The sequence below is a fragment of the Lysinibacillus sp. NPDC094403 genome (assembly GCF_050278745.1).
Lineage (GTDB): Bacteria > Bacillota > Bacilli > Bacillales_A > Planococcaceae > Lysinibacillus.
Window position 1 is genome coordinate 337,694 of sequence record NZ_JBNNTL010000002.1, and the last position, 13,837, is coordinate 351,530.

Consider the following 13,837-nt stretch of genomic DNA (forward strand, 5'->3'; position numbering starts at 1 on the left):
ATCTGGACAGTATTATGCCGATGCATATAGGCCATCAATAGCATGGAATCACCTTTAAGAAGGTGGGAAGTGAAAAACCACCATGTTTAGCGCGATTGAAACTGCTACGAAGAACGGTAGATTGAAATCCTTTTTAATTTGATTTAAATGTCTAATATTTTGCTGTACTCAACGGTTTCTTGATAAAGCATCGAAAAAATGACGGCAAATAAACAGTAACTCTAAAATATACGACTAATGTTGTTTATTTTAGAGTTACTTGACGTTGATAAAAAATTTTTTGAGGAGATGAAATAAATGAAAAAGCTTATTGAATTTATAAACGTAACGAAAGAATACAAAATAGGAGAAGTCCCAATCCATTAAAAGTTCATTCGATCCCTGAAAACAATGAAATAAATACGCCTACTTTAACTGTAGGAAATATACCATCAAAAAAGGATGAAATTTTATTAGATTCTCATTATGCAAAAGAACATCATTATCGTGTCGGCGATCAAATCACGATAAATGCGAATGAAAGCAGTTTTAACTTTACAATTAGTGGCTTAGGTGAAAATGTCGAACATGCAAAAAAGAACGAAATTCAAGACCATAAAACATACGGAGTAGCTTATATTGCTGAAGAGACATTACCCGAAATCTTAAATGGCTTTTACTATAATGAAATCATCATTGATGCTAAAGAAGATTACGATATTGAAAAATTAGGCAAATCAATTGAAGAACAGTCCAAGCAGCTTAGTTATTTAGATCAAGTAAGTAAGGACCGGACTTTCAATTATTCTAAAATCAATCAAACGATTAATAATAATAACTTAATGAGTAAGGTTATACCTATAGTACTTTTTTTGATTGAAGCGATTATCCTATTTCTCGCCATGTCAAGAACCATCGATTCTCAACGCAATCAAGTTGGTATTATGAAGGCTTTAGGTGTAAAAAACAGCAACATCATGCTTCACTATATGGGATACCCTGTACTGGCAGGTATACTAGGCTCAATCATCGGTTGTGTAATTGCCGCTTTTGTATTTATTTCTTTAGTAACTACCTCATGTGCAAGAGCCTACTCTTTGCCTGACATTAAATTCTCACTCTCTATATTTTCAATCATTCCACCGATTATTTTCTCCAGTGCTTTTGGTGTTCTGTCATGTTACTTAAGTGGTAGAACTATATTAAAGGAACACGCAGCTCAGGCTATGCGTTCTAAACCGCCAAAGAAGATGAAAAAGCTATTGATAGAAAGAATTCCAGGTCTATGGAGTCGTATTTCCTACAGTTATAAACTCATTTTGAGAAATATATTTTTAAATAAACGAAAAGCCTTAGCAAGTTCAATTGGTGTTGTAGTAAGTACCGTATTATTGATTTCTGCTTTCGGTACCCAAGCATCCTTGTTAAAAGTAGCAGACCAAATTGAAGATGTTTATACCTATGATCTAAGAGTAGATTACAAGATGGGCACAAATTCTAATACGGTAAAACTACCTTCTGAAATTAATAATAGTTATTTGTTATCCACTTTTCCTATTGAATTCATAAAAGACAATGAAAAAGAAAGCGCCAATTTAGTTGTTACTGAAAAAGAAAACAATCTCATTCATTTCTTTGATGAAAATGACGATAGGATATCTTTAGAAAATAATGGTGTGCTTGTACCCAAATCTTACGCTGACAAATATCATATTTCTAAAGGAGATAGTATCAACATAAAGTTCACAGCACCAGAGCTTAAAAATACTTCCGTAGATATGAAGGTATTAAATATATCTACACAGTATTCGAATCCATCATTTTATATTACACCAGAGTATTTAAAGAGCTTTAACATAGACTACAATCCTATCTCACTTTTAGTTCAAGCAAATAACTCTACAGATACTATGAGCGCTCGTAAGTTTTTTGAACAAGATCGCCGTGTAGATACAATTGCAGATAAGAATGATTTGAAAAAATCCGCTCAATATATTGTGAAGCAAAATAGTTTTGTATTTATCATGTTTATCACAAGCGCCATAATACTTTCCTTTGGCGCCATCTATACGATATCTTCCATCAACATATATGAAAGAAATCGTGAGCTTGCAACGCTTAAAGTACTAGGCTATCAAAAAATAAAATAAACAGACTAATATTTTTAGAAAACATCATCCTAACGACATTTGCAGTCATTGTTGCCTTACCAATCAGTGGCTATGTCTATAAAATTATAGTAAAGGCTCTATCAAGCACCCATCAACAAATCCCAAATAAATTAAATCTTTTAATCATATTAGTTTCTATAATTCTTGCGTTCATACTGACTATTATCTCTAACTTACTTCTTAGAAGAAAAGTTACCAAAATAAATATGATTGAATCGTTAAAAAGTGTGGAGTAGAGGTTTTGTGTAAAGGGGTAAAGTGATAACCATAATCAAAGAGCATCGATTGCCTAAAAATATAGACAATGAACAATGTATGGTTAAATATACGATAGAAGGAAAAGCCGGTATACGTATACTACAATAAGGCTTTAGTTAGCTACAGAACTAAGAGGTACTGACATAACAGGACAAAACCTAGAAAGCGCTAGAAATCAATTTTAGATACGTTGATTTCTAGCGCCTTTTGATATTTACTATTCGGTAGAATGACAAAGCTGAATAAGAAAAGACCGAGAATAACAGGCATTGCTACTTCAATAAGTGTAATAATCCCTGAAGGAATTAATGCAGCTCTAATGTACCGCAAAAATATAGTGTATGAAGATTTATTATTCCGTGTTCACTTTTTTGTAGGAGGGCTAGCTTTTTTATACCAGGACTGGTTCGCAAGAAGATTTGAATGCACCTTACCGCATCTATTAGCCGAATGATGATGCCAGGATTTCGGTTTTATTGCGAAAGAAAAGACGCTGGGGCACAATAGAAACAACAAATCGAGGGCTACCTTTAAAAAAGAATAGTCAGCTTTTGGGGAGATGGTTAGAGGCGAAGAAATTCGTCTCTTTTTCATTGTACGCTCGGCTTACGTAGGAACTATAATGTGGATGGTTAGGAAGTGGGAAGGTAGAAGTAGTGGTTAGGAAGCTGAAGGCAAAGCTCAGGCCTGAGGAACTCGAATCTCATAGTAGGCTAGGGATGATTGGGTGAGTGTCCACTATTCTTTCAACACGAAAAATGATCTTAGCGTGCATGCAAAGCTCGCTGTCTTTTTTAAAATTTTTATAGAAAAATGCTCATTTCACAGGGGTGCGAACGCATGTTCTTGTTTAGCTGAATTCGAGATATAGAGGGAAGTCAGTCAGTAAGTTACATACAGGAACATTTAGAGATAGAGCAACTACAAATAAAAGAAGGCAGTTTTCTAGAGGATTATTGCTATTGAACTAACGAAGCAGGATAGTTGAATAAAAATATATGATATACTTAATTTGGTAAATATTTAAAAATGAAAAAGCGTTGGATTTTCAGAGGTATAAATGGAATCTTTTATTGAACTAACGGAGCAGTTTAGTTGAATAGTGTTATTTAACTTGTTGTTCAACAATCGGGCCATTTAATTGAATAACACCTTTGATAAAATTAATGAATTTATGTTAAAATTTGGGTTAAATTATAAATTGATGTACATAAACTAATGACGCAATTTAGTGGAGGAGGGATTATATGTATGAGTGAAATATTTTTTAATGAGTTAGAGAAGAAAGTGAAGAAGATTAAAATTGAAGGTTTTGTCATTTATAAAGGAAATACACGGATCTTTGAATATTTAAAGAATAAAAAAGTCGTAGAAAAACCGACAAAGGTTTATTCCATTACAAAGAGTATTGTGTCTATATTAATTGGAATTATGGTCGATAAAGGGCTAATAAAAAACATTCAAGAACCTATTTATAACTACTTTCCGGAAATATTAGAGTTCAATGACCCAATGAAGGAGGAAATCACATTATTTCATTTGTTGACTATGACTTCGGGGTTACAAGTAGGAAAATTCCAAAGTTCAAAAAACTGGGTTAAATTCATACTAGAACAACCAGTTATACATAGACCAGGTTCAACCTTTGAATATAATAGTGGAAACTCTCATTTACTAAGCGCGATCATCCAAAAAGTTTCTGGAGGTTCTACCGCCTCATTTGCTGAAGAATTTCTATTTCATCCATTAGGGATAAAAAAATACATTTGGGTAAAGGACCCGCAAGGAATTCACGAGGGTGGCTTTAGTATTTCATTAAATTTAGAGGATATGGTGAAGTTTGGATTTTTATTACTAAACGAAGGGCAATTTAAATCAAATCAAGTGGTCTCATCTAACTGGATCCACGAGGCAAAAAAACCAAATAAACAATTTGAAGATGAAGACAGAACAGCTGGATATGGTTATCAGCTATGGACTTGTGAAATTACTAATAGTAACACCGAAATTGAATATTACTATGCGAATGGCTTATACGGACAATATATATTTATTGTTCCGAAGCTAAATATTATGGCTGTGGCAAAAAGTTATCTACAAGATGACCAGTCCTCTGCGCCGAAACTCTTTTTCGAAGAACTTTTACGTAGTTGGAAAGATGAATGAGAGATTTAAACAAATGAAAAGGGATTTTTCTCCTCTTCCGAGATCATAAAAGTATCTTGTAAAAAGGAGAAATCACTATCTTGATATTCAACGATCGGGCGCGATTGTTGAAGAAGCGTCGCTGTTCTTATTAAACTAACGGGGTGCATTAGTTCAATAAGAATTAAACAACTTTATTATCGCTTTACATCAGAAAAATACGGATTTACAACGTTACGCACTTTATGTTACCAAACGACGCTTTGGGAATGTTAAACTTTAATTACACGAGGGGGCGAAAAAATGGATTATACTAAAATCTATAATGAGGAACTGATTGCCTTAGTAAAAGAGAAAATAAAGTCAGTCGGTGAAATTAAAGCGGTGAAGTTTTTGAGAGAGCAAACAGGTATGTCCTTAATACAGGCAAAAAAATTTGTAGATTTTTGTAAAGAATAGACATAAAAATTAGAGTCAATAAATTAACCTGTGTTTTATTGCAACAATATTTATAAAGCATACAAAATAAATATAATAAACGTTCCCAAATAAAAGTTTTGGGACGAAATAAAACACTTAAAACGTTGTCATACCAATGTATTAAGTGTTTTTCTGTATTTCATTCATATACACCTTTTTATGCACTATCGTTTGAACTTAGATACAACAAAGCTTTCAATGCTGTTCAAAAGAAATTGCACTGAATCATATTTTGAATACAAACTTGCATATACAGCGGATTCCTTAACGTTATAAATCAACCTTTTCTTTTAACATAGCCTTTTTCTTTATTCAACTGACGGGTGCGTTAATTAAAGATCATTGAGTTGCATAGGCAGCTCTTTTTTCTTTATTGAACTCCCATGAAAGAACTTAATTATCTTTCATTTTCTGTGGTGAAGTGCTGATTTTTGCACTTCATGGATGGCTAACGGAGCAGAATAGTTTAATATGGATTATTTACTAAATGGTATAATTAAGTATGTTTTGATGAAAAAGGGGATTTATTTGGATCGAGAAGAAAGAGCAATAAGAAAACAAAGATTGAAAGAACTTGTACAACAAAGAGAGAAAAAACGTTTAGAAGAAGAATATACAAATATAGCATCTGAGTATAAAGAGTATTACCAAGATATAAATTTAGTAGAAGTTTTATCAGAAGAAGAAAGTGAAAGTATTTATGATAAATTACAAGATGATTATCCATTTGTAGTATCGTGTGGAATTGGTGGTATTGATTGGGGATTAATGAAAAATAAAGTGGAAATTACGAATTCTCGTCACATTCAACAGTTTATTAGTGAGCAAAGATATGACAATGCTAAGGTATTTAGTTTAAAAAAAGCATCAGGATATCCAGGAACCCCACCAGTATTAGTAACTCCAATAAATAATATTATTAAGAGTTTCAATGACTTAAAATATGTTGAGCAAATGCTATATTGTATTGAAAAGAAGTTTGTACTAGAAATAAAATTTAGTGGAGAAATTTTATTAGGGTGGAAGTAACAAATTGTTATGTCTGCTATTAATTATTCAACTAACGGAGCAGGTTAGTTGAATAAGAAAGTACTATAGCTTACGTATATAATAAAAGGAGTGAAACTAATATTGAAGGAGTTCAAAATAACCGTAGATAACATTGATTTTCACGGATATGAAATTGGTGAAAATAGCCTTCCTTCACTTGTTTGTCTTCACGGGCTGACTGGTGATTCAAACAGTTTTTCTGGACTTATCGAATACTTAATAAATGATTTTCACCTTATTCTTTTAGATAATCCAGGTCACGGAGAAACTGGTCCATTAGACCGGGAAGATGATTACAGATTTTCCTCTTTAGTAAACCGAATTTATCAAGTAATACAAAAGATTACTAATAAACCATTTTACGTGTTAGGACATTCCTGGGGGGCAGATCTCGCGTTGAATTTAGCGAAAGTTCAACCGAATGAGACTTTAGGGATAATCTTAATCGATGGAGGGTATGTGTTTCCTGAACACGCGGATGGATTGTCCAAAGAAAAAGCCTTAATAGATTGGAAGGCATATATTGAATCACGTATATATAACTCATGGGATGAAGTGGTCAAGGAATACCAAGATTACACAACAAAGCAATGGGATACAAGCCTTGATTCAATAATAATCTCTAACTTTAAAAAGGTAAAAGAAAACTACATCTTAAAGGCCGACTGCTTTAGTATTTTAGCAACAATTAAGGCGTTTTATAAAGAGCCTTGCTCAACAACTTATAATAGTATTATGTGTCCTGTCTTATTACTGCATGCAACTATTCCTGCCACAGATCCATCTAGAGAAAGAGGAATACAACAAATTGAAAAAAGCATTAATAATATAACGGTAAAAGGCATAAAAAACACAAAGCATAATATTCATTGGGACTTACCTGATGATGTTGCAAATGAAATTCTTCTCTGGAAACAGGAAAATAATCATAAAGTTTTTTAATAGTTCAATCATAATGTTTGATAAAAGAGAAGGTGCTAATCAACTAACGAGTGCTTTAGCTAATTATTCGATTTACGAAATATCAAACAAAAAACAGAGTTGATTCTACACATTTTGTAGATTCACTCTGTTTTTATGTTTTATCAGTAATATTAGAAAACAGCCTAAAAGAAACATGGCTATCAGGTGTCGAATGGAAAAAATTCAGGGAATACATTTGTTATAATAATTGAAATGGAGGCCCATGCTCACTTTTTAATTAGATGAAAAAGGGGATTTAAAATTTTTTATTTTGACCTTGAAGCATAGTTCAACCTTTATACTGTAAACGATGCAGTATAGATGCCTCCGTTCAATTAAGACCTTCTATCCAACTTGTTAAAGACATTTGATAATGAGATACATGGCTATTTCAAATCATACTGTGTTATGAAACAACAAGATGAACAAGAAAAATGTTTAAAGGAGAGAAAATAAAAAATGAGTCTAGAAATTTATAACGGAGAACGTTCTGAAGAAAGTGTTCAATTTGAAAAATGGTTAACTTCCGAAAGTAATAAGAAGAGTTTTTCTAGTATTGAAAACACTAAACAGTTTGTAGAGCTAAGGGGAACTGAAAATAGTAAACCATATGTTATAGGGAAAGATGTCCAATTTTTAAGTGATGTTAAGGAGCGGGCATTCGAGGGCATACAGGTTTTCACATTAAATGACCAAAAATCCTTGAAGCAAAAAGTAATTCTTTATATACATGGAGGTGCATGGACGAATCAACCTTTAGATTTTCACTGGTGGTTCATGGATAAAATGGCGCAATCCTTGAATGCGAAAATAATTGCTCCCATTTATCCTAAAGTGCCTCATTTTAACTATAAAGATACCTATCCAAAAATCCTAAACCTTTATAAAGAAATTCTTGAAACTGTTGAAAGTTCCAATCAATTAACCATTATGGGAGATTCGGCAGGTGGTAATATAGCACTTGCGCTGGCTCATCTATTAAAAATGAACCATTTACCTCAACCGAAAGATCTTATTTTATTGTCTGCATGTGTTGATATGAGTTTTGAAAATCCTCTTATATCTGAATATGAAGAAAATGATCCGATGTTAGCTAGTGAAGGAATGGAAGTCATTACAAAGATTTGGGCAGCTGATAAAAATTTAAAAGACTCATTGATTAGTCCATTGTACGGTGACTTTAAAGAACTTGCGAAGATCACTCATTTTATTGGAACGCATGAATGTTTATATCCAGATGCAATAAGACTTGATGAACAACTAACAGAACAGGGAATTGAAATCAAAACCTTTGTTTATCCTAAAATGAATCATGTGTTTGTTGTTATGCCAATCCCTGAAGCGGAAGATGCGCAACAGAAAATTATAAATATAATTAGTTAATTGAAAGAAATGGGGGGAACTGCTGCAGAAGCGGCCACCAGGAGGGAAATCTTCGTTTAAAACAAGAGCAAGAGATTCTACCAAAAATGCAATTTATATCAACATTGGTTTTCTTGCATTGACTGTAAATATTTTAGTAAGTTTGATAGTTAGTGCATTTACTAGGAAAGTAATTAAAAATGATGGAATTACTATTGAGAAAACCGTAGAAAACACTCTATAGTATAGTTTGTATTTTCTGAATATTTCATTTATATAAAAAGTGCCAAAAGTAAACGGACTATAATCTCCAAAGTTCAAGTAGAAGATTTATTATTTTTATCTGGTTAATTTTCCGTTAATCCGTTTTCAAATGAAGTCGTTTTGAAAGATATTGTGATTTAACCAATCAAGTTATGAAGAACATATGGTCTATTTTAGAATCCTGACAGATTTAATTAGAAAGATCGTAAAAACAGAGATTTTTCTATAAGACATGAACCAATTTACACTTATATAAAGATAAATGAAGAATATAGCAAATATCTGGGTGATCGCAGCCAGATCAAAGGTAAAGAAGCGTAGACCAAAATTAGATGTAAATTTGCTTAAAAGAATCCATTTTAATCAAGCATGTAAAAATGGATTCTTTTTTATTCAAATATAAGGGTGACAAGATTAACTATTTTATTTAAGTAATAAAAGAAAATGTCATCGAAGCCATGACATTTAAGTAAAGATCAGATTTTGTTGTCCATTAATAGCTGTTTCGTCTCAATATTATTAGTATACTTTTCATTGAAACATAACTTCCTATAATTTATATTATGTAAACTAAAATTATTTGGCGTGAGGGAGGGCTTGGATACGTTAAATACCCATAATATCTGTATATTGTATATGGTGTATATGGACAAGAACTTTTAGACACTGCCACAAACTCACCTTCTTTGCACGAGGATTTTAAAGCATTTTGATTCTTTGGACAAGAACTTTTAGACACTTTATTTTTTATGAAGACAAGAACTTTTAGACATTTTATTCTTTGTATTCAAGAATATATAGGATTTTTTTATTTTTTAGGACAAGAACTTTTAGACATTTTATTTTTATGGACAGATGAAAACTCATAAAGTTTAAATTACTCTGTGTAAATGGTCACTTAAAGCAAATTAATAAGACACAAAAGTGTTGGTTTGGAATAAAGTTTGATTAAAAGTTTGTTGCAATCGTTGATTTTATAATAGAAGAAACCCACGCATTTTGAAAAAAGTTTGATCAAAATGCGTGGGTTTTATTTAAATGCGAAGTTATTTTTATCAAACTATATTACAAATAATCGAACTTTATTATAAATGATCAATCTTTTTTACAAACTACAACTCTTTTTTCTTCCATCATTAGGATATTAATTTATTTAGGCTGTTTTCTCAAAGATTGTTGCTAAAACAAATAATATTGATTTAAGTAAATATTTAAAGAAAGAGTTTAAACTAATTTTCACGGTGTTCTAATTTTTTAGTTACCTTTTTCTTTATAAAGCCTATACAACCAATAATAATCATAAGGATTGAAATTATTTCAAGAAGCGGAAAAGCATACACACCAAGTAAACCTGACCACGAATCTTGTGTTACATACTGAGTTATTCTTATAAGGAAAAAGCTGATTATAGGGGAAAAAAGTAGTACAGAGAACAGTCCCCATATAATAATCTTAGCTTGCCAAGAACGTTTATAAGCAAGACTAAAAGCCGTTATTATACAAAATATAGATAATAGAATTAGAAAAAATATCATCCTGGATATCATCCCCTTCTGCTTTTACAAATTATAACACTTCCATTTAAAGAAAATTAGAAATCTTGTGTACTAATATAAGGGGAAATGAAAATGCCTTTCCGCACGAAAACAGCCTTTATTTAAGAAACATTTTTTATCTCTTTGCGAACAAATTCACATGTCCAATAACCTAAAAATGAATTTAAACTTCTGTATATTGTCCAATCTTTCTGAATTTCTCATAGCGATCTTCAATTAATTGTTCGCCATTTAGAGAATTCAATGCTTTTAGTGTGACGCTTATACATTCTTTTATATAAGATGCTTGCTTCGCAACATTGCGGTGTGCTCCACCAGTTATTTCAGGGATTATTCCATCAATAACGTCGAGCTCTTTTAAGTCAGGTGCTGTTATACGCATTGCTTCTGCAGCTTGCTTCCCTAGGCTACCATCTCGCCATAAGATCGATGCAGCCCCTTCAGGCGAGATAACCGAATACGTTGAGTTCTCTAACATAAAGACGCGATTAGCTACCCCTAATGCAATGGCACCCCCACTTCCGCCTTCCCCAATAACAATACTAATAACTGGTACTGTTAGAATCGCCATTTCAGAGAGAGTTCTAGCAATGGCTTCACTTGGGCCGCGTTCCTCGGCTGCCTTACCCGGATAGGCTCCTTTTGTATCAATAAAACAAATAATTGGGCGCTTAAATTTCTCAGCTTGCTTCATTAAGCGTAATGCCTTACGATATCCTTCAGGGTGTGGCATACCAAAATTTCGTCGAATATTTTCTTTAGTTGATTTTCCGCGTTGATGTCCAACAATTGTTAGGGGCTGTTCTTCAAAGAGAGCAATTCCTCCAAGAATAGCTGCATCATCACCAAATGTACGATCTCCATGTAACTCAATAAAGTTTTCACATATAGCTTCTATATATTGTAAAGTAGTTGGTCGTTCTGGATGTCTAGCAACCTGTACACGATCCCATGGCTTCATATTGGCATAAATAGATTGTTCTAGCTGTGTTAGACGTGTTTCAAGCTTTTCGATTTCGCTTGTCATATCTACATCTGCCTCTGTAGCAATCGTTTTTAATTCATCAATTTTTTCTCGTAATTGTACTACTGGTTCTTCAAAAGCTAAATTTTTAGACATGTTGCACACCGCCTTTTGTATGCATTTTTACAAGCATTACTACTTGATTTCGTAAATCCTTCCGATGGAAAACTGCATCAAGCTGACCATGCTCTAGTAAAAACTCTGACTTTTGGAAATCATTTGGTAATTTTTCTCTTAATGTTTCTTCAATGACACGGCGACCAGCAAAGCCAATCAATGCTTGTGGTTCAGCAATATTAATATCTCCAACAGAGGCAAAGCTTGCTGAAACGCCACCGTATGTAGGATGCGTCATGATCGAAATAAATAATAGTCCTTCTTCACTATGACGTTTTAATGCCACACTCGTTTTTACCATTTGCATTAATGATAGAATACCTTCTTGCATGCGCGCTCCACCACTAGCAGTAAAAATAATAACCGGTACACGTAATTCAATAGCTTTTTCAACGGCACGTGTGATTTTTTCTCCTACAACGGAGCCCATTGAGCCCATACGGAAATGAGAATCCATAATGGCTACAACAATTTCTTCTCCATCAAGAGTACCTAACCCAGTCAGTACAGCTTCGCTTAATCCCGTTTGTTGTTTAGCCACTGAAATTTTTTCTACATAATCAGGGAAATTAAGTGGATTACTTGTTTGTAAATGATCATCCATTGAAACAAATGAACCTTCATCTAAGAGATATGCTACGCGCTCCTGTGCAGTCATCTTGAAATGATGGTCGCATTTTGTACACACTTTATGATTTTTTTCTAATTCCTTTGTTAACTGAATGTGACGGCATTCTGGACATTTTGTCATAAGTCCTTCTGGAAATCCCTTTTCCTGTCCGTCCTCTTTCTTTTTACTAAATAAGCTACGTATTACCATGTTTTACTCCCCCTTTGTTGTCTAAATGCCTTGTTCAGCATTCATCCACTGTTCGTAAGCTTTTAATGCTTCTTTTTCATAGCCAAGCTGCATCGATTTCAACATAGTTTGAATGATTAATTTTTCTTCTTCTGTTGAGTTTCGATTTAAACGGTCACCGGCATAAACTGCTAACTGAAACCAGACTTTTAGTGAAAGACGATTTCCTGACGTGATGATTATTTCTCGTAAAACATCCCGACAATTAATCGTACTTTCTATCTCTAGCTTTACAAAAAAACAGCCCCACACTGGTAGTGTTCGCAGAGTCTCTGTACAACTTATAACGCGAATGGCTTCCTTTTCATGAATTTGTCGCGTTAATTCGACATCCTTTTTGATTTTTCATCTTCTAATATAAACATCGACAATATTTCTACGAGCTGATGCTTTTGTAGAAGCTAGAAACGTACCTTCCCCATGTCTCGTTTCAATAAGACCTAATAACTCTAAACTTCGCAATGCCTCTCTCACAGAGGATCGCCCGACACCTAGACGTTCTGAAAGGACTCTTTCGGAAGGTAACTTTTCACCAGCCTGTATTTTTTCTATTTTAATAAGTTGTCGTAATTGTTGGACGATATCTAAAAACACTTTCTTTTGTTCGGTTTTTTTATCCATACGATCAACTCCTCGGTCAATCTATTCGCCTTGGAATAATTATTGCTGTCGCTTTCCTTTCGCGCAGATAAACAATGCATCCAAAGGCTTTATCTTCATTCAGTATCTTCATTCAGTAGGTGTTTGGATACCTACTAAAAAGAAACAAAATCCACCACCTTCAGATGATGGCGTCTCTTACTGAATGAATTCAAAAGTGGTCTGGCCACTTTTGAATTTGGCTTTATCTTACAAAATAATTATTTGAAAGTAAAGAAAAAACTGCATAAAAATTTATGCAGTTTCTAAAATTCCCTTCAATTTCATATTCTTTTCGTCGTTTGTGCATATTTTATTTTCACTTGAGGTCTACCAAAGCGCTTTTCAAGCGTTCTCTCAATGTAAAGCAATTCATCTTCTAGTAAAAGCTCTTGAACAAGATGAAAAACTTGCGGGAATAAGGTTACAGAAACCGTTCCAAACTCATCCTGAAGCATGTAAACGGCGACCTACAAGGAAAGCACGTACCTGGCATCGTCCGGACGTGGCCCACTGAGCCAATACCCAGGGTTATTAATCGTAACTTTTTTATAATCGTCGCGACTTTATTTTAAACATCGTATCCTTTTTATAAACATCGCAACTTTATTTCAATTCTACAAAAAGTTATAGTAATTTAAACTTTTGTGTCTTTAGTTTCATTGATCCTACTTTTTGGACAAGAATGTCCAGACTTTTAATATTAAACAAATAAAATACTATAGCCAAGTGTTTTAATTAAGTTGATTCAATAAATTATTCACTTACATCTCTTTCTGATGCATATACCTTATGTTCATATTAAAGAAGTAAACCTACTCATTATGGTACATTCTGAGTAGGTTTAAATATTAAGAAGCAAAATTAAATAACTATTGATTTAATCTCTTTTTTAAAAGCTTCATAATTAGATTCTTTTAATTCGAACAAATTAGTATTGTTCCAATCGCTTATATCAGATAAAAATTCG

At 33.1% G+C, this 13,837-nt stretch carries 8 protein-coding genes and 2 pseudogenes; 6 read left to right on the forward strand and 4 right to left on the reverse strand.

Annotation, left to right across the window (positions count from 1 at the left end):
• Positions 1-362: 362 nt before the first annotated feature.
• The 6 genes and pseudogenes from ACQKMV_RS05915 to ACQKMV_RS05940 all read left to right on the forward strand — a co-directional run.
• Positions 363-2,386, forward strand: a pseudogene (locus ACQKMV_RS05915) (ABC transporter permease); the annotation flags it as partial.
• Between the two features lie 1,273 nt (positions 2,387-3,659).
• Entirely contained in the window at positions 3,660-4,574 is a 915-nt protein-coding gene (locus ACQKMV_RS05920; RefSeq protein WP_427502858.1) for a serine hydrolase domain-containing protein, read from the forward strand.
• A gap of 282 nt (positions 4,575-4,856) precedes the next feature.
• Complete coding sequence (locus ACQKMV_RS05925; RefSeq protein ID WP_169786300.1) at positions 4,857-5,012, forward strand: hypothetical protein; 156 nt, start codon at positions 4,857-4,859, stop codon at positions 5,010-5,012.
• Positions 5,013-5,504: 492 nt separating this feature from the next.
• A complete protein-coding gene (locus ACQKMV_RS05930) occupies positions 5,505-6,062 on the forward strand; it encodes a hypothetical protein (protein ID WP_427502859.1) in 558 nt (185 codons plus the stop codon).
• Positions 6,063-6,164: 102 nt separating this feature from the next.
• Complete coding sequence (locus tag ACQKMV_RS05935; protein ID WP_427502860.1) at positions 6,165-7,025, forward strand: alpha/beta fold hydrolase; 861 nt, start codon at positions 6,165-6,167, stop codon at positions 7,023-7,025.
• Positions 7,026-7,505: 480 nt separating this feature from the next.
• A complete protein-coding gene (locus tag ACQKMV_RS05940; protein ID WP_427502862.1) occupies positions 7,506-8,429 on the forward strand; it encodes an alpha/beta hydrolase fold domain-containing protein in 924 nt (307 codons plus the stop codon).
• A gap of 1,962 nt (positions 8,430-10,391) precedes the next feature.
• On the opposite strand, the gene ACQKMV_RS05945 is transcribed toward ACQKMV_RS05940, so the two are convergent.
• From ACQKMV_RS05945 to ACQKMV_RS05960, 4 genes and pseudogenes are all read right to left on the reverse strand, one after another.
• Positions 10,392-11,348, reverse strand: a complete 957-nt coding sequence (locus tag ACQKMV_RS05945) for an acetyl-CoA carboxylase carboxyltransferase subunit alpha (RefSeq protein WP_427502863.1) — start codon at positions 11,346-11,348, stop codon at positions 10,392-10,394.
• On the reverse strand, positions 11,341-12,189 hold the full coding sequence (gene accD / locus ACQKMV_RS05950) for an acetyl-CoA carboxylase, carboxyltransferase subunit beta (protein ID WP_283868103.1): 849 nt from the start codon (positions 12,187-12,189) through the stop codon (positions 11,341-11,343). The genes ACQKMV_RS05945 and accD overlap by 8 nt, the downstream gene beginning before the upstream one ends.
• Positions 12,190-12,210: 21 nt before the next feature.
• Positions 12,211-12,849 (reverse strand): annotated as a pseudogene (locus ACQKMV_RS05955) (FadR/GntR family transcriptional regulator).
• 302 nt (positions 12,850-13,151) lie between these two features.
• Positions 13,152-13,325 (reverse strand): hypothetical protein, encoded by a 174-nt coding sequence (locus ACQKMV_RS05960; RefSeq protein WP_157059193.1) that lies wholly within the window; start codon positions 13,323-13,325, stop codon positions 13,152-13,154.
• Positions 13,326-13,837 lie beyond the last annotated feature (512 nt).